This window comes from Pseudahrensia aquimaris, assembly GCF_042676045.1.
In the GTDB taxonomy this organism is placed as follows: Bacteria; Pseudomonadota; Alphaproteobacteria; order Rhizobiales; family Rhizobiaceae; genus Pseudahrensia; species Pseudahrensia aquimaris.
Genome location: NZ_JBHTJV010000010.1, coordinates 87978 through 105718 on the forward strand (window position 1 = coordinate 87978; position 17741 = coordinate 105718).

Below are 17741 nucleotides of genomic sequence, written 5' to 3' on the forward strand. Positions count from 1 at the left end.
GTTAGATAACGTTGCGGGCCCGTAGGTCTGCGATGCGATCTGCATCAAGCCCTAGCTCGGCCAGAATGTCGTTTGTATGTTCGCCGGCATCCGGCACGGAGCTGACGATTTTCGAAGGCGTACGTGAAAGGTCTATCGGCAGGGCCACCAGATCAACGTCTCCACGAACTGGATCGTTGACCGCTTGCGCCATGCCTAGGTGCTGAACCTGCGGGTCGGCAAAGACTTCGTCCATGCGGTAAATCGGCCCGACAGGAACACTGTGCTGGTCGAGCAGTTCGATCCACTGCGCGCTGGTTTTGGTTTTGAAGATCGGGCGAAGAATATTCCAGATCTGGGCGCGGTTTTCAGTCCGGCCCGACATGGTGGAATAGGCTTCTTTTTCCTTCAGGTCTGGCCGATCAATTGCATCACAGAATGCCTGCCATTGGCCATCGCCACCGACGCCTAAGTTGATGTGACCGTCGCTTGTTCCCACCACACCCATTGGCGTGACGGTAGGATGATCGTTGCCGCCTTGGGCTGGCACGTCGCCGTCAACAAGATAGCGTGCAGCCTGGAAATCCATCATGGCGATTTGCGATTGCAGCAGAGACGTTTGCACCCATTGACCTTTGCCAGACGTAGTTCGTTCCGTCAGTGCGATTAAAATACCTGTTGCTGCGAATATCCCCGATGATAGGTCCGCGATTGCTGTGCCAGCACGTAACGGTGCCTCGCCGGGAAAACCCGTTACACCCATAAGCCCGCCCATGCCCTGCGCGATCTGGTCAAAACCGGCGCGACCGGCAGCCGGGCCGGTTTGTCCAAAGCCGGAAATGGAGGCAAGCACGATGCGCTTGTTCACGGCACTCAGCGCTTCGTAGTCGATGCCAAGGCGGGTTTTTACATCTGGGCGGAAATTCTCCACCACGACGTCCGCGCCTTTGACGAGTTCGAGAAATAAGGCGCGTCCGTCTTCATCTTTCAAATTGAGCGTAAGCGAGCGCTTGTTGCGATGCAGGTTGAGCATGTCATAGCCATGCCTGTCGCCGCTAATGCCTGCGTTTTTATCAAGCCCTTCCGGCGCGTCTATTTTGATAATGTCGGCACCGAAATCCCCCAACACGCGGCAGCAAGCAGGCCCGGCACGCACGCGTGTGAGGTCTAGAACCTTCAGCCCGCGAAGCGCGGTGGAACCTTGTGGAGCGCTCATGTGGGAAAGCCGTCATTGTAGGCAGCAACTTCTGCGCCATCGGTGCCATCGGCTTGGATAAACCAATCGCCCATCGTGCTGGACGTGACAAAAACCGTGTCGTCACGCGCCATCAAAATATCAAGCGCTTTCTCAAAATAATGAGCGATGTGCGGCACGCCGATAATGTGCGGGTGCAGCGCGAGCGTCAGCACACGCGGGTTGGTTTCCATCTCGCGTTCGAAAACAGCAAGCGTTGCTTCGAGCCGCTTAAGAAATTCGTCGCAGGAGCCGTTCTGGATGGCGTAGACCGGCACGTCGTTCAACTCGAACGTGTATGGCAGCCCAACCATAGGCCCGTGTTTGGTTCGCAGCCAGACCGGCAGATCGTCCACGGCCCAATCGTGCAGGAAGTCGATTTTGTGCGCTTTTAGAATATCCACCGTATCCAGCGTCTCGGCCACGCCCGGCCCAAGCCAAGCACGAACCCGCTTACCATCCGCTTGTTGCAGGCGGTCCAGCGTCTTGCGGATGACACTGGCTTCGTCGTCTACCTGTTTCAACGTCTGTTGGAACCAACCGTGTCCCACGAGTTCCCAATTGGCATCGATGATGGCGTCCATCAATGATGGATAAACATCTGCCGCTTGCGCGTTCATCAGTGCAGAAGCTGGGAGCGATCTTTCTGCCAGCATTTTCATGATGCGGGGCATTCCGACCCGCATACCGTATTCTACCCAAGAATAATTCGGCACGTCTGGTGGCGTAGCCGCCGCCCCGTGGGGTGCCGGAATAATTCCGCGCGGCATAGGCCGGTCGAACGGCCAATACTCGACGTTCATAGCCAAATGAACCATCAACGGCTTGCCACCGAGCGGTTCAAGGCGGCGGCGCTGCGATGCCATCTGATAGGGGACGCGAGGATTAGGCCACATGCGTGAACCTCTCTTGTTGGTCTTTTGATTTACGCATCAGGCCGTATGCAGTCGCAGATCTTGTGGATTCCACGAGGCAACGACTGGTGTGCCCGCCTCAGGAACGGAATCCATATCTTCCACAACGCGAGACACAACTTCGCCGCCGCCCTCCAGTTGCGCGAGATGCGATGTCGTCAGACCCAGATAAACCGCTTCCCGATAGCTAGCCGGTAAGAACGAGCCTGCCTTCGGTTCATTTTTCGATTTGGATTTCGGTTTAGCAATGCTTAGCTTCACCAGCTCAGACCGCACCGAAAGCGAAACCGATTGGCCAACGTTGACGCTGTCGTCATCGCTGTCGGCAATGACCGTTATTCCCGCCACATCAACGGAAACCTTGTTCTTCGTCACCTTCGTTACGGTGCCATCAAAAATGTTGTTCTCTCCCACAAAGCTGGCGGTGAAGCGCTTGCGTGGCGCGCGATAGACGTCTTTGGCGGGGCCAACTTCCACCAACTTCCCGTTTGCGATCAGCGCGATACGGTCTGCCACCGTCATCGCTTCTTCCTGATTGTGGGTCACGTGAATGAAGGTCATGCCCAACTTGTGTTGGAGATGTTTGAGTTCCAGACACATATCTTTGCGCAACTGTGCGTCCAGCGCTGCAAGTGGCTCATCTAGCAGCAATACATCGCGCTCCAACACCATCGCACGGGCAAGCTGCACGCGCTGTTGTTGCCCGCCGGAAAGTTCATGCGGTTTGCGCTCGGAATAACCGTTGAGCCCCACCATTTCCAAAGCTGCCATGCTTTTCTCGTGGCGCTCGTTCTTTCCAATGCCAGCAATCTTCAGCCCATAGCCAACATTGTTCAGCACATTCATGTGGGGGAACAATGCATACGATTGAAAGACCATTGAAGTTGGCCGCTTGTCGGGCGGCAGATGGCCAACGTCTTCTCCGTGCAGCAGCACTTGGCCCTTTGTTGCGCGGTGAAAGCCACCAATGGTTCGCAACAGGGTTGTTTTTCCTCCGCCGCTGGGTCCAAGCAGAGCGAAATATTCGCCGGACGCAATCGAAAGATTGACGTCGGTCAGAGCAACCACGTCACCATAATGCTTGGCAAGGCCGCGCACTTCCACTGCGGGTGGTGTGCCGTTTTGTGTGCCCCTGACGGTCATTTCAAGTTCCCCTTAGCGCTTATGTGGCTGGCGCTGGTTCGGCCACTTCGCGCGACTGTTTTGCCAGCATTTCTGCGCGGATCATGGTGTAGACGATAATGCTTCCGATCACGGCGATCGCAACGAAACTGACGAAGGCGGACATCGCGTAGGACTGTTCCGACATGCCGGTATTCAGCATTTGCGAAATCAAGACGGTGGTGAATGTATCAAACCCGCCCTTCAGCAAACTCGTGCGGGTGTATTCGTTGAAGCACAGGATGATTGTGAAGGATGCGGCGCTGAACACGCCTGCGCGGATTTGCGGAAATTCGATATCCCAAAACGCCTGCCAGGCGGTTGCCCCGCAAGCGCGAGCCGCTTCCGTCTGTTCGCGGTTATAGCGGCCCATCGTGATCAGGATCACGATAAAAGAATAGGGAATCGTGTAAATGATCAAACCGACGAGCGCGGTGAGAAACCCGAGATCAAACCAGGTATCGAAGACCGATGTACCCAGCATGTCGCCCAAAGCCTGAAACACAAGGTTCGCATTTTTGAAAAAGACAAGCAGTGCGGAACCCAGAATATCGGGTGCAACAAAAAGAGGTGCCAGCAATAGAAACACCGGCAGCACCTTGTTGCTCGATGCCTTGTAATATTTGGCGGCCAGCAGAGCGAAGGGCACGCCGATGATGGTCGTGGTGACAGCCAGCGTCATGGTCCAGCCCAGCGCGCCCATCAGCAGTTTGTCAGAGAAGATCAGGCCATACCATTGCACCGTGAACTCATAGCTGTTGGCTCCGAAGCCATTCAGGTTGAACGAGATATACATGACGTAAAACACCGGACTCATCAGCGTGAACACGACGAGTAAGAGGTAAGACCACTTGAGGCGATGGAGCCATGGGTTTGAATAATCGTCCAATGAACTGGTCCGTTTTGCTGAGCGTTTAGTTGATTGGCGAGAGAATTTTAGTCAGGTCAAAAAGACGGTGGCCGATATAAAGTAGCCCCATCAGGGTCGTCATCATGATGCCACTCACGGCCATAGCAAGCGGGAAGTCCAAGGCTGCGATTGCCTGCGTTGCAATAAGCCCTGCATTAACCGCACCCGCGCCGCCCAATATGTTTGGCAGAAGAGCAACCCCCAAACCGTTAACGAAAATGAAGACACAACCCGCAAAAATACCTGGTGCTGCAAGCGGTAATATCACGTCAATAAAGCGGCGAACTGTCCCCGCGCCGAGATCGTCACAGACCTCAAAAATGTATTTCGGAACCGCCTCCATGGCGAGAAAGCCGGAAAATACAATGAACGGCAGAAACGACATAACCTCGCCAATGATGACCCCTGTATGGGTGTAAAGCAGTGCCGTGATTGGCTCATTGATCAGACCAAGACTTTCAAGCGTGCTGTTGACCAACCCGTTGCGCTGCAAGACAGGCCGCAGGGCAAACACGCGGATGATTTCAGACACCATGAAGGGAAGGATAAACAACAAGACCACTCGGTGCTGGGCCGCTTGCGGAACGGATTTTCGCAGGAATACGGCTATCGGAAAGCCGAGAACGAAGCAGATCACCACGGAAATCAACGAATAGTACATCGACGACAGGAAGTTATTCAGCCGTGCGGAAAAGAAAAAATTTTCATAAGCCAGCAGCGAAAAGCCGGGCTCCATCCAAAACATCGTGCGCTCAAAGACGCTGAACACAACGGTCAGAGCCATTGGCAGCGCGAAGAAAACCACCATAAAAATAATGGGTAATCGGAAAGCCCATTTGCTTAGGCTCTCCATCACGTCGAAGCGACTGCCGCCGAAGGTTTTTTCTCCGGCGGCGCTGATTGAGGATGGCTTCATCGAAGTCGGGCCGATCAGGCGGCCTGGACCCGTGCCCACCAATCCTGATAGGCGCGGATGTTGGTTGGGAACACATTCTGCCAAGAGTTGCCCGGTGTTTCGCTGCGCGCCTTCTTGCGCTCAAGACGCACGGCCAGTTGTGCCTTCGTCTCTGCGTCAAAGTCAGCCGGATTGGCTTCAATATACTCGCTCACGCCCGTCATCTGTGGCGTGAAACCGAGGCCCGCCAAAGTGCGTGCCCCGAACCAAGGCGATAGGTACACGTTAGCCAGTGCGTTAAAAGCATCTTCCATGCCACGCTCTTTACCACCCTTGGTCAGCATCAAAACGTTGTTCCAGGACTGGTGCCCCTCTTTCATCGTGCCGTAACGAATATCCTGGCCATTCTTGCGGGCTGCGAAGATCTGGATGACTTCCCAGCAAGAAGAGACGAGCACCTCTTCAGAAGACAGCAGGTCGGACCCGTTCTGAACACCATCCCAGAACGTGCGGAAATGACCTTTTTTCTTCAGGTCGATCAGGAACTCGCAAACCCCTTTCACTTCCGCTTCCGACATATCGGACGGGTTCTCGATGTCCTGTTTGCCGGACTGCTTCAGATAAATCGCCGTATTCGTTAGTGTTGGGCCAAAGTCGTTTTGCATAGCAGCACGACCGCGGAACTGACTGTCAAAAAGGGCTTCCCATGATGTCAGTTCTTCGCCGATCTTCTCGTAGTTGAACGCCAGACTATCCGCATTGGAAATGTAGGGAATGGCGACAACTTTCCCTTCGTGGCGAATTGTGTCAGCAGCACTCGCGCCTTCTTTATAGCGCGGCTCAATGTTCGCCCAGTTTGGGATCTTTGACGTGTCAATTTCAACGATCGCGCCTTGTGAGGCCAGTGCATCTTCCATGCCTCCGCCATTGTCTGTCATGGCATCGTAAAGCTTGTTACCGTCACCCACGACCATTTTTTGAATGGACTCATCGGCCCGCGCGCTTTTCGCGATGTTGGCGATTGGAATGCCGGCCTGAGCCTCCATTGCCGTCCAGTCTTTTGCACCCACCTTCGCGATGCCCGGTGCCCAGACCTTGAGGGGATCGGCAGCGAAAGCGTTAACAGGCAGCCCAGCGGCCACGGCTGCAGAACCCATGAGTGCCAGCAATTGTCGGCGGTTAAATTCTGTCTGGTTCATTTTCTGTCTCACTTTCTGGTTGGACTTAACTTGTCGGCGGGCTGGAATATGGTCAGTTGTTTGGAGCAGCTCACTTTGTCGCGTCGTTATAAGTTCTACATCACAGCACAGGCGTGCTCCGCGTGACATTGCAAAATTTGTGCACGAAAAATTCGATTGTCACAATTGCCTTTCAACGAATTTCAACAATGTGTTTCTCGCGTTTCAACAAAATAGACAGCTAAGCAAATGAAAATAAAAAATAATCATGGTTAAGTGTCAAAATGCCGCGACCATAATGGTTCTCATGACGTTAGCGCTTGTGCGAGATAATGGACACAAAATGGCGCGTCCTGTATGGACTACCAAACGCTCCAGCAACAAGCAATCAGCCCGTTGGTGATTAAAATCGGCTGGTTGAAAATCGGAAATTCATGAAAATGACGGCAGCTTTTGTCCAAATGTTGGATACCACAGCGTCCTTAAGCGGCGAGCTGGTTGGCTGGTGTGAAAGATCCATTGATGCCGCTGATCGGGCGCGCGCTTCACTCCATTTGCTTGATTGGCTTGGCTGCGCACTCGCGGCTCAAGCCGAGCCGATGGCGGGCAAATTGAACAAATGGTCTTCGGTCCAACACGCATCGGGAAGAGCATTCGCAATTGGCTTTGGACCAGTGGGCGCAGAACAGGCAGCCTTCGCCAATGGTGGTTTGGGCAATTTGCTGGAGATGGACGACCTGCACCGCTCGTCAATTTTACACGCGGGAGACGTCGTGGTGCCTGCTGTTCTGGCGATGGGGCAAGCTCGTCAATCCAACCCTAAAAACCTGCTCGATGCGCTGGTTGTCGGTTACGAAGTTGCGCTTCGTATCGGTGCAGCTGCAGCCAGTGGTGGCTATTCATCATGGTATAATTCCGCAACATGCGGTGTTTTTGGTGCCGCCATGGGCGCTGCGCACGTCATCGGATTGGACCGGAATGCCCGCATGAACGCTCTCGGCCAAGCCGGCATGCAGGCATCTGGCGTGTGGCAATGCAGATTGGAGGCGACCGACAGCAAGCAGCTTGCAACGGCTCACGCAGCACGGGCGGGGGTCACATCCGTCACGCTGGCCGAAGCTGGTTGCGCTGGCGCTAGTGAAATTCTTGAAGGCCCGATGGGCTTTTTCAAGACCTACTATCCAGATGCGAACACAGCTTTGTTGTTGAGCACGGAAAACACGTCTTGGCTGCTTCATGATGTTAGCTTCAAGCCTTGGCCTTCCTGCCGCCACACCCACCCAATCATCCATCTTGGTCTGCAAATGCGGGAACGCTTGATTGGTGCCTCAATCCAAAAAATAAAAATCAAGACTTACCAGGCCGGTCAGTCCTTTTGCGATAACGCGCACCCAAAGAGCGATCACGAAGCACGGTTCAGTCTCCAGCATTGCCTTGCAGTTGCCCTGGTGCGCGGCGCGCCCACTTTGAGTGACTTTGGCGTTGCCGCCCGTGAGAACGCTCAATTGGCTGCAATGCGCAGTCGCATTGAGGTAGGGACAGATGAGGCGTTGAGCGCTGCCTTTCCTCATTCGATGGGTGGAGCGCTTTCGATCACACTTGATGATGGGTCAATGATTGAAGCCAGCACCGAGCACGCTTTGGGCGACCCACTTTTGCCGCTGAGTGCTGAGCAATTGCGCGAAAAGTTCACAGCAAATGCAGTCTGGGGCGGAGTGGCCGAGAAGCAAGCCGAGGCACTTATTCAAGCGATAGACGATTTGCCAAACGCGCAAGACCTAATCGCACTGAATGCTGCCGTTGCTGCAACCTTCAAATCAAACATCCAGTCAGGAGCATCCCATGAGTGATATTGCCGATATCAAACCGCCGATCCCCTTCGGTCCCGTCGATTTAGACGCCGGGTGGGAGCAAGTCCCTGGCGGCGCTCCCGGCGTGCAACAAAAGATGCTGTCGGGTCTTTTGGAAGAAGACGTCATGCGCGGGGTTCGCACCCGCTTGATCCGCTTTCTCCCCGGCACAGTCGCGCCTGATCAGTTCCTTCATGACTATTGGGAAGAGGTTTATCTGATAGATGGCACTTTGGTTGCTGCTGGCGAGACCTTCACAGCACCATGCTACGCTTGCCGTCCACCGGGAACTCCCCACGGTCCGTTCAGCTCTCCGAGTGGCTGCGTCTTTTTCGAAATTCAATATTACGTCTGATCGACAGAGAGGGTCCGAGCATGGATCTGCAATTGAAAGGCAAGCGCGTTCTTGTCACTGGCGCGTCCAAGGGTATCGGCCTTGCTGTCGCGAAAGCGTTTGCTGAAGAGGGTGCGCAACTGACACTTGTTGCACGCTCAGCTGACGCCTTGGCTGCGGCCGAGAAACAGGTGGTCGAACATGGTGGTAAAAGCGTAACGAGCCACGCCCTAGATCTTTCCACAAATGAAGGCCGCGAGGCGTTGTTCAAGGCCCAACCCGACATCGACGTAGTGGTGAACAATGCCGGCGCCATCAAGCCCGGTCGATTGGCCGACCTCGAAATGCAGGATTGGCATGAGGGCTGGAGCTTGAAGGTTTTCGGATACATCCATTTGTGCAAGCTCTATTCCGCAGCAATGGCCAAGCGCGGCAGTGGCACAATCATCAACATCATTGGCATGGGCGGTCGCGCTGTGCGCCCAAACTATATCTGTGGCGCTGCTGGCAATGCGGCTCTGATTGGCTTCACCAATGCTTTAGGTGCGGAGACGCCAGCGTCTGGTGTTCGCGTTTTTGGTATTAATCCTTCGCCCACTTTGACGGACCGCATGACAACGATGTTCAGAAAGAGGGCCGCTGAAGAATTGGGCGATGAAGCTCTTTGGGAGCAGTTAATTGACCCCAAAGCCTTTCCCTTCGGTCGCCCCAAACATCCAGATGAAGTCGCCGCACTGTGCGCCATGCTGGCCTCACCGCGCGTGGAATATCTGTCCGGTACCGTAATTGATATTGACGGGGGCGGCCAATGGAACGCGTAGACGCAATAAGTCTTGGCTGCGAGGGCGCATGACGAGCATGCAACCGACAGATTTTGCAGATGGTCGCCTTAAGGCCGATCGCGATGGTGCTATCGGGCGCATCATCTTCAACAATCCTGACCGCATGAACGCGATGGCGCTTGCAATGTGGGACGGTTTGAAAGACGCGCTCGCGATGTTTGAAAACGACGATACGATCCGCGTTGTCGTCCTGTCTGGCGCAGGGGACAAAGCCTTTGTTTCCGGCGCTGACATCTCGGAGTTTGACGCATTGCGCTCCACCCCAGCAGGAGTCGAAAACTACAACGCTCGTTCCGAGGCTGCAGATGCAGCGCTCTACAATTTTCCCAAACCGACGATTGCTGAAATCAAGGGTTATTGCGTTGGCGGTGGCATGGGCTTGGCGGTCGCGTGCGATCTGCGGGTCTGCGCAGACGACACCCGCATGGGCATTACAGCGGGCAAGCTGGGCTTGGGATACGGCTACGATGGCGTGAGAAAACTGGTCAGCCTTCTCGGCCCCGCTGTGGCGGCTGAAATTCTCTGCACAGCAAAGCTCTTCACCGCTGAGGAAGCGCTGATGAAAGGTATGGTCAGCGAAGTTGTTGCCCGCGCCGATCTTCGCGCATCGGTTGACGCATTAGCCCAACGCATAGCGGCGAATGCTCCCCTCTCATTGGAAGCAGCAAAGGCGGCCATTCGCACCATTTCCATCCCTGAAAATGGAATTGGCCGCGAGGGAATAGACGCGCTCACGGCTGCCTGTTTTGCAAGCGAAGACTATGCTGAGGGCCGCGCGGCTTTTGCGCAAAAACGTAAACCTGAATTCAAGCGGCGGTAGATCCATGACATCATCATCACCCGAACTGACGCTGGATATGGGCCAACTGCGAAAGTGGATTGGGCGCACAGAGACTGTTGAAGACCATATCGACGCCCGTCCGGCGCGCTTGATGGAAGCAACCTTAGACCGCGAGCCATCGGCCAGCATCGGTGATCCCGTGCCTCCATTTTGGCACTATCTCTATTTCAATGCTGAGGTGCCAGCATCACGCCTTAAGGAGGACGGGCACGAAAAACTGGGTCGCTTTCTACCGCCAATCGATCTGCCGCGCCGCATGTGGGCTGGCGGTCGCGTGACCATCCACAAACCTTTGCGTATCGGTCAGCAAGCGACAAAGACATCCATTATTCGCGATGTTATCGCTAAGGAAGGGCGAAGTGGTTCGCTCTGTTTCGTCACTGTGGAGCACACCTTTGAGGCTGACGGAGAGCATTGCTTCACCGAAGTTCAAGACATCGTCTACCGCGAAATGCCAACCAGCGACAGTACGCCTAAGCAGGGAACCCCAGCGCCTCGTGGCGCCGATGCCAGCCGAGTGATCGTTACCGACCCTGTGATGCTCTTTCGATATTCTGCGCTCATATTCTACGGTCACCGCATTCACTATGACGCCGACTACACCCGAGATGTTGAGGGCTACCCCGGCCTCGTTGTTCACGGTCCGCTCAGCGTTGCATTGCTTAGCGATTTCGGTGTTGAGCATACAGCCAACCGCACACTGCGTTCGTTTGATATTCGTGCGCACAGCCCGATGTTCTGCGGTGATTCCATACATCTGGAAATGAAGAACGAAGGCGATAGCGTCAAAACATGGGCGCGTGGTGACGATGGCACATTGTGCATGGCCGTCTCTCTTAATTTTGATTCTGAAAAAGAAGGCATCTAAGCCCGTGGCAAACCCTCTTTATGACGCGCTGCTCGCGTCCGCCCAAAACGATGACAACATCTTTCTGCATCTGCCTGACGGCTCAACTGTTTCTTACGCACAATTCAATAAGGATACCGCCAAGGCGGCCAATCTCCTGAAAGACATTGGTTTGGTCGCGGGCGACAGGCTGGCTTTACAGGTTGAAAAATCCCAATCGGCTCTTTCCATCTATGCAGCTTGTTTGATGAGTGGCGTGGTTTTCCTTCCTCTGAACACGGCCTACACCGCACAAGAAATCAGCTATTTCCTCAATGACGCCACCCCGTGTCTGTTTGTCTGCGACCCTGCCTCCTTTAAGGCTTATGAGCCTTTGGCGAAGGCGATTGGGGCAGAGTGTCTTACCTTGAGTGGAAAGGGAGAAGGTACTTTTCAAAAGCGTGTGCAGACGATGGGCGACCACTTCGTTGCAGCCGAACGGGATAGTGATGATGTCGCTGCTCTTCTCTACACATCCGGCACAACCGGCCGCTCAAAAGGCGCGATGCTGACTCACAACAACTTGCTCTCAAACGCCCAGGCATTGTGCGATCTTTGGCGCATCACGAAAGACGACACACTGCTGCACGCACTGCCGATCTTTCACGCCCATGGCCTTTTCGTCGCGCTTAACACGACCTTGCTGGCACGTGCCAAGATGATTTTCTTACCCGGCTTTTCGATTGATCTGGTCTTGGATGCTTTGCCCAAGGCTAGCACGATGATGGGCGTGCCAACTTTCTACACACGCCTGTTGGATGAGCCACGTTTTTCGGCTGATCTCGTGTCCAACATGCGCCTTTTCGTTTCTGGCAGTGCACCACTTCTGGCGGAGACCCATGAAGCGTTTGAGCAACGCACCGGCCACCGCATTCTGGAACGCTACGGCATGACCGAGACATCCATGAACACATCAAATCCTTATGAGGGAGAGCGTCGCGCAGGCACAGTGGGTTTTCCGCTGCCTGGTGTGCATGTGCGCATCACCGATGGCGCACAAGGTGCCGAAGTGGCCGAAGGCGAAATCGGCATGGTGGAGGTCAAAGGCCCCAACGTATTCAAAGGATATTGGAACATGCCTGAAAAAACTCGAGAAGAATTGCGCCCAAATGGTTATCTCATCACGGGCGATCTCGGTCGCATTGACGAAGATGGCTATCTGCACATTGTTGGTCGCAACAAAGATCTCGTGATTTCTGGTGGGTACAACGTCTATCCCAAAGAAGTGGAATTGGTGATCGACAAAGAGGATTGGGTGCGTGAATCCGCCGTTTTTGGCGTGCCGCATCCAGATTTCGGCGAGGCGGTTGTTGCGGTCACAGTCGTGGAAGCAAACGCCAGCAGCGACAAAGAAGGTTTGAAAACCCGGCTCTCCGGCCAACTGGCAAACTACAAGCGCCCTAAAGCTGTTTTCGAGGTCGATGAATTGCCCCGCAATTCTATGGGCAAAGTTCAAAAAAATGTCCTGCGAAACACCTATGCAGACCTGTTCGCCAAGCCGGAAGCGGTCGGCATGTAATTCACACTCGTCTCGCCAATTGCGCTTCCAGCGCAACCGCGCAGTCTATCAAATGCCAGTCGGACCATTTCGGTCCCATCAATTGAACCGAAGCAGGTCGCTCGTTTGCTCTCAGTGACACAGGCACGGCAATTGCAGGGAAACCGGCTGCATTGGCGGGTGCTGTGAAGTCTGCAAGGTTTGGTGGCGCACTTGTAAACGCGGGTATGGCTCGCTGTGGCGTCGTTGGAGTTAGCAGAAAATCCACGGTGTGAAACGCGTGTTGAAAGCCAGCGCTGGCTCGCCTCATTTCGCCCACAGCAGCAGCAAGTTTTGGCGCTGGCACAGAACGCCCGTATTCCAGCATTTTGCGGGTGCTCTCGGAAAACGCTTCTTTTTTCTGAAGGTCTTTGGCCAAAGCCAGTGCGGCTTCTGCTTCAAGATAAAGAAAACTAGCTTTCCGCAGTGCCGATGGCGACCAGTGAGGAACGGTAACAGGAACGATCTGAAAACCGCAATCTTTCAAAGTCGATCTGGCAAGTGCCAGAGCTGAAAGCGTAGCTTCTTCGCAGTCTACTGCTTCAATGTTACTTGGCACCCCAATTCGAATTGTCTTTGGCAGCGCTCGTCCTTGCAAGTCATCCGGAGCAGACAACGTGTTTGGATCATCAGGATCAGGTGCAACAAGTATGTCGAACACCGATTTGAGGTGAGATGCTGTTGCTGCCATTGGACCAACGGTATCCAGACTTGGAGCAAGCGGCACGATGCCCGACATCCCGATCAAACCGTGCGTCGGCTTTAGCCCAACAATCCCACACCACGATGCAGGGTTGCGAATGGAGCCAAGCGTGTCCGTGCCCAACGCCAGATCCACAACGCCGCTTGCAACCGCTGCCGCGCTCCCCCCAGAGCTGCCACCGGTGCTGTAGCCTTGCGCCGATGGATTGTCGGTGCGGCCGAAATGAGGGTTTTCCGTCACACCACCAAGCGCCGCTTCGTCCATGTTAAGTCCGGGCACTAAACTAGCGCCATGCTCTAACATCTGCCGGACGACATGAGCGTGCTCATCGCATTGTTCATTATGACGGTGGCCCATGCCGGCCTTCCGGGCATAACCTTCAACGGCGATGTTGTCCTTCACCCCAATGCACAGACTGGACAGCGCACCTTCATTTGATGATTCAACAACAGCAGGTTTTGGTAATCCCGTATCGCCAAAGATGTTGAACTTTTTTTGAGCCGCACGCAGCCGATCTTCCAACTTCGGTAATGCCAGATCGCTCATTTTGATGCAGGCTCGTCTTTAGCATCGTCCTGCGCCTTACCCGCCGCCGTTTGCGCAGCGCGAATATGGGTTCGCATAGCCGAACCCGCCCATTCCGGAGACTTCGCGCGGATGGCATCGGCGATTTCGCGGTGGTGGCCTGCGCTACGGATCAGTTCTTCCTCGCTGTAGCGGCGATAGGTGCGCACGACCATTCCAACGTCAAACGCCATCGTCATCAACGCGCTAAGGCGCGGAGAGCGGGCGGCCTGTGCGATGGTGCGGTGAAAGGCTTCATTGGCCTCGGTGATGCGTGCATATTCGTCTTCGTTTTTGGGCGGTGTGAGGCTGGCGATCTCCTCACTGTATTGCGTGATCAGCGCGACCTCTTCGTCGGTCGCCAGCATGGCTGCCCGCTCGCAGGCGTAGCTCTCCAACATCTGGCGGATGTCAAAGGCTTGCTTCATCTCGTCTTCAGGGAAACGTGCAACGCGGGTAGTGTATCCGCTTTGACGCACGATAAACCCTTCATGAGTCAAGCGGCGGATGGCATCCCGCACCGGCGTTCGGCTCAGGCCAAGGACGCGCGAAAGCCGCTCTTCCGTCAAGCGTTCGCCTTCAGCCAGTGCACCGCTAACGATGTCTGAACGTATCGAACGATAAGCGTATTCAGCGGCTGCGAGTTTGTTGGGCTGCGAAGGCACTAACTCTCCCGTGTCCAATGTTCTGGATCAATTATTAGAACGCGCGTGGAATGCCGCAACGCTATCTGCATAAGTATCCCAATTTTCTTTCGCTGCGTCCATTGGGGTGAATATCAATTCGAATAAACAAAGCCATAATACATCTATGGCGGTGCCTAAGAAGGGAGAGCAGCCGTCGATATAGCCGGTTGATCGTGCTTGGAAATTCTCACACAGCACCTATGGCATGGCGCATACTTCTGTCATGATCGTAGCAATGAGTTAAGCCGGACCGGCTTGGAGAACGGCCATGAAAACCGAACGCCACTTTGCGGCCATGCGAGATTGGCGCCATGATTTCCACCGCCACCCCGAACTTGGCTTTAAAGAGCATCGCACCAGCGCAGAGGTTGCGCGCCTTTTGGAAACATTTGGCCTTGATGTGACCACCGGCATAGGCGGCACTGGCGTTATTGGTGTTCTGCAAAAGGGGAACGCAACACGCAGCATCGGCCTTCGGGCTGACATGGACGCACTGCCCATCACTGAAAAAAATGTGTTTGATCACCGTTCCGCTTCAGCCGGCAAGATGCACGCCTGCGGGCACGATGGTCATACCGCGATGTTGCTTGGCGCTGCACGTCATTTGGCCGAGGATAGTGATTTCAGCGGACGTGTTGTGTTCATTTTTCAACCAGCTGAAGAGCATGGAAAGGGCGGCCCCGCCATGTTGGCCGATGGCGTGTTTGACCGCTTTGACGTCGACGACGTTTATGGAATGCATAACATGCCGGGCCTGCCTGTGGGCAGTTTCGCGTTGCGTCAGGGGGTGATGATGGCGAGCGAGGCGCTGTTTGAGATCAACATAGAAGGGCAGGGCGGCCACGCTGCCATGCCCCATCACGGCGCAGACGCTTTGGTCATCGGTGCGGAAATCGTCATGGCGTTGCAAACCATCGTTTCGCGTAAGCTAGATCCCGGATTGAACGGCGTCGTATCGGTTACCGATTTCACCACGGACGGCCAGCGCAATATCTTACCAGGTCACGCCCGCCTGACAGGCGATGCGCGTGCACTTTCTGTGACCGCCAACGAGCGCATCGAAGAAGCGATGCGGCAGATCGTTGACGGCATTTGCGCGGCTCATGGGGTGACAGGGAATGTATCTTACGAGACGGTTTTCGAGGTGCTGGAAAACTCACTGGTTCCTTTTGAAAAGGCAGTATCCGCGGCGCGCACATTAGTTGAGGCGGATAACGTGAATTCCGACGCCCCGCCTTTGTTGGGATCAGAAGACTTCGCCCATTTCGCCAAAGCGCGTCCCGGCTGTTTCATTTTGGCAGGCAATGGCACCCACGGCCCACATGCCAAGCCGCTCCACTCCGCTGACTATGATTTTAACGACGACCTCCTCGTTCCCGGTTCGTCATTCTGGGTGCAGTTGGTTGAGCAGGAGTTGATGGCCGATGGCTGAACCGCTTGATCTTCTGGCTATTGGCGAGGTGATGGCAGAAATTCGCCAAGACGCTGATGTTGGATTTCAAGTTGGGTTCGCTGGCGATACATACAACACCGCAGTCTATTGCGCCCGTGCAAGAGGTCGGGCTGGTTCGGTGGCCTATTTCAGCCGCGTGGGCACAGACCCTTTGTCCGAACAATTCATGAAGCAGGCAGAAGCTGAAGATCTCGACACGCGCTATATAACATCAATCGAAGAACGTCCCATTGGCATTTACGCCGTCGCTACAGATGCAACTGGCGAGCGCAGCTTCTCCTATTGGCGCGACAGTTCAGCAGCCCGCACGCTCTTTGCTGAAGCGGATGAAAATTTGCCTGTTGCTCGCATCACCTATTTGTCGGGCATCACGCTGGCGATCATGGAGCCGTCTGCCCGACGACGGCTAATGGACAAGCTCGCTAAGCTTTCATCGACAGGCGAAACACAGGTGGCCTTTGATTCCAACTATCGCCCGAAGCTGTGGGAAAACGCAGATGTCGCTCGCGATGTCATGGATGAAATGTGGGCGCTGACCGATATCGCGCTACCTTCCGTGGATGATGAAATGGCCCTGTTCGGTGACAGCAGCGAGGGTGATGTGGTCAAACGGTTCGCCAGTCGTGCTTGGAAAGCCTGCGCCATAAAGCGCGGCGTTCAAGGCCCGATCTCACCCACTTTGCCGCAACGCGATACGCCGCGATTCACGCCCGCACCCAAAGTCGTGGACACCACCGCCGCTGGAGACAGCTTCAATGCGGGATATTTGGCCGCCTTCCTTGATGGAGAGACAGAACAAGCCTGCATGCTTGCAGGCCACGCTCTTGCAAAACTGGTCGTTGCCAGCCCCGGCGCTATTATTGCGCGTTAAATGGCTTCGCCCGTTCTCGAGCCCAAATTACCAAGCCTGCAATGGTGATGATAATCGCTCCCAAGATTGTCCAACGATCCGGTAGGTGATCGAACAGAAAATAGCTCCAGATCGTCAAATAGATAATGAACGAGTAGGAGTAGGGCGAAAGCGTGCTGGCGGTCGCGAAGCGGAAGGCGTTTGTGAGCAATTGGTGTCCGGCCCAGCCCCAGAAGCCAAGGCTGAACAACAGCACCCATTGCGCGCCGGTCTCGGGGTTTGTCCATGTCCACACGGCAAAAGGAGCAAGCGCCACAACGCCAACAAGGCCGGTGAAAAACTGCATCATATTGGTGGAGACTTCACCCGCCAGTCTGCGTGTTAAAATCGAGTAGAGGGCAAAACTGAGCGCTGACAGCACAGACGCGATGGCGGCTGGGTGAAATCCTTCGTCAAACGGCCGCACGGCAAACAGAATGCCGACAAAGCCCAGCATGATCGCTCCCCAACGCCACACCCCAACACGCTCACCAAGCAGTGGCCAAGATAGAACGCAAACCCAAATCGGTGCAGAGAACAGAATCGTCGATGTGAGCGTGAGCGGGAGGTAGTGCAGAGCGAAAAAGTTCAGCACTGTGGAAAGCATCAACAACAAGCTGCGCAATGCCACTAAGCCCAGTTGCCGTCCGCCCAAGCCGCCACCGTTCAACGCCTCGCGCCCCACAAGCGTGGTTGAAATGATGAAGTGGCCGAAATAGCGCATAAATGACAATTGCAGCGCTGGAATACCTGCAATCGCCAGCCACTTCACACTCGTATCAATGAACGAGAACATCAAATATGCCATCAGCATTAGCGCAATACCGAACGCCGCTCGGTCTTCGCGCTTTGCGGGCTGAATGCTGGTGGCTGGAGCGGGCAAAC

Annotated in this window: 17 protein-coding genes; 8 read left to right on the plus strand and 9 right to left on the minus strand. The window is 54.9% G+C overall.

The window, feature by feature from the left end; all coding sequences use genetic code 11:
* Position 1 precedes the first annotated feature (1 nt).
* From ACFQ14_RS12200 to ACFQ14_RS12225, 6 genes are read right to left on the minus strand one after another with little or no spacing between them, the layout of a single operon-like run.
* A complete protein-coding gene (locus ACFQ14_RS12200; protein WP_377213032.1) occupies positions 2–1195 on the minus strand; it encodes a CaiB/BaiF CoA transferase family protein in 1194 nt (397 codons plus the stop codon).
* Positions 1192–2109: a polysaccharide deacetylase family protein gene (locus tag ACFQ14_RS12205; protein WP_377213033.1), complete on the minus strand. Its 918-nt coding sequence runs from the start codon at positions 2107–2109 to the stop codon at positions 1192–1194. Before ACFQ14_RS12205 ends, ACFQ14_RS12200 begins: the two co-directional genes overlap by 4 nt.
* A 36-nt stretch (positions 2110–2145) precedes the next feature.
* Positions 2146–3270 (minus strand): ABC transporter ATP-binding protein, encoded by a 1125-nt coding sequence (locus tag ACFQ14_RS12210; protein ID WP_377213034.1) that lies wholly within the window; start codon positions 3268–3270, stop codon positions 2146–2148.
* Between the two features lie 19 nt (positions 3271–3289).
* The gene (locus ACFQ14_RS12215) at positions 3290–4177 is read right to left on the minus strand and encodes an ABC transporter permease (protein WP_377213035.1); all 888 of its coding nucleotides are present in this window, start codon (positions 4175–4177) and stop codon (positions 3290–3292) included.
* A 25-nt stretch (positions 4178–4202) separates the two neighbouring features.
* The gene (locus tag ACFQ14_RS12220) at positions 4203–5114 is read right to left on the minus strand and encodes an ABC transporter permease (protein WP_377213036.1); all 912 of its coding nucleotides are present in this window, start codon (positions 5112–5114) and stop codon (positions 4203–4205) included.
* A 14-nt stretch (positions 5115–5128) separates the two neighbouring features.
* Complete coding sequence (locus ACFQ14_RS12225) at positions 5129–6292, minus strand: ABC transporter substrate-binding protein (RefSeq protein ID WP_377213037.1); 1164 nt, start codon at positions 6290–6292, stop codon at positions 5129–5131.
* Between the two features lie 419 nt (positions 6293–6711).
* Here ACFQ14_RS12225 and ACFQ14_RS12230 point away from each other — a divergent pair, with 419 nt between their 5' ends.
* From ACFQ14_RS12230 to ACFQ14_RS12255, 6 genes are read left to right on the plus strand one after another with little or no spacing between them, the layout of a single operon-like run.
* Positions 6712–8121: an MmgE/PrpD family protein gene (locus ACFQ14_RS12230; protein WP_377213038.1), complete on the plus strand. Its 1410-nt coding sequence runs from the start codon at positions 6712–6714 to the stop codon at positions 8119–8121.
* The gene (locus tag ACFQ14_RS12235) at positions 8114–8476 is read left to right on the plus strand and encodes a cupin domain-containing protein (protein ID WP_377213039.1); all 363 of its coding nucleotides are present in this window, start codon (positions 8114–8116) and stop codon (positions 8474–8476) included. Before ACFQ14_RS12230 ends, ACFQ14_RS12235 begins: the two co-directional genes overlap by 8 nt.
* A gap of 20 nt (positions 8477–8496) precedes the next feature.
* The gene (locus ACFQ14_RS12240; RefSeq protein ID WP_377213040.1) at positions 8497–9276 is read left to right on the plus strand and encodes a short-chain dehydrogenase/reductase; all 780 of its coding nucleotides are present in this window, start codon (positions 8497–8499) and stop codon (positions 9274–9276) included.
* A 28-nt stretch (positions 9277–9304) separates the two neighbouring features.
* On the plus strand, positions 9305–10117 hold the full coding sequence (locus ACFQ14_RS12245) for an enoyl-CoA hydratase (protein WP_377213041.1): 813 nt from the start codon (positions 9305–9307) through the stop codon (positions 10115–10117).
* Between the two features lie 4 nt (positions 10118–10121).
* The gene (locus tag ACFQ14_RS12250; RefSeq protein WP_377213042.1) at positions 10122–11006 is read left to right on the plus strand and encodes an FAS1-like dehydratase domain-containing protein; all 885 of its coding nucleotides are present in this window, start codon (positions 10122–10124) and stop codon (positions 11004–11006) included.
* Between the two features lie 4 nt (positions 11007–11010).
* Positions 11011–12543, plus strand: a complete 1533-nt coding sequence (locus ACFQ14_RS12255; RefSeq protein ID WP_377213043.1) for a malonate--CoA ligase — start codon at positions 11011–11013, stop codon at positions 12541–12543.
* A gap of 1 nt (position 12544) precedes the next feature.
* Here ACFQ14_RS12255 and ACFQ14_RS12260 read toward each other — a convergent pair whose 3' ends face one another.
* Both ACFQ14_RS12260 and ACFQ14_RS12265 read right to left on the minus strand, forming a co-directional pair.
* Entirely contained in the window at positions 12545–13810 is a 1266-nt protein-coding gene (locus ACFQ14_RS12260; protein WP_377213044.1) for an amidase, read from the minus strand.
* On the minus strand, positions 13807–14493 hold the full coding sequence (locus ACFQ14_RS12265; protein WP_377213045.1) for a GntR family transcriptional regulator: 687 nt from the start codon (positions 14491–14493) through the stop codon (positions 13807–13809). Before ACFQ14_RS12265 ends, ACFQ14_RS12260 begins: the two co-directional genes overlap by 4 nt.
* Before the next feature lie 289 nt (positions 14494–14782).
* Between ACFQ14_RS12265 and ACFQ14_RS12270 the strand changes: the two genes are divergently transcribed.
* The gene (locus ACFQ14_RS12270) at positions 14783–15946 is read left to right on the plus strand and encodes an amidohydrolase (protein WP_377213046.1); all 1164 of its coding nucleotides are present in this window, start codon (positions 14783–14785) and stop codon (positions 15944–15946) included.
* Complete coding sequence (locus tag ACFQ14_RS12275; RefSeq protein ID WP_377213047.1) at positions 15939–16838, plus strand: sugar kinase; 900 nt, start codon at positions 15939–15941, stop codon at positions 16836–16838. The genes ACFQ14_RS12270 and ACFQ14_RS12275 overlap by 8 nt, the downstream gene beginning before the upstream one ends.
* On the opposite strand, the gene ACFQ14_RS12280 is transcribed toward ACFQ14_RS12275, so the two are convergent.
* Positions 16825–17739 carry a DMT family transporter gene (locus tag ACFQ14_RS12280; RefSeq protein WP_377213048.1) on the minus strand — a complete coding sequence of 305 codons (915 nt, stop codon included), beginning with the start codon at positions 17737–17739 and terminating at the stop codon, positions 16825–16827. The two genes, ACFQ14_RS12275 and ACFQ14_RS12280, sit on opposite strands and share 14 nt — an antisense overlap.
* Positions 17740–17741 lie beyond the last annotated feature (2 nt).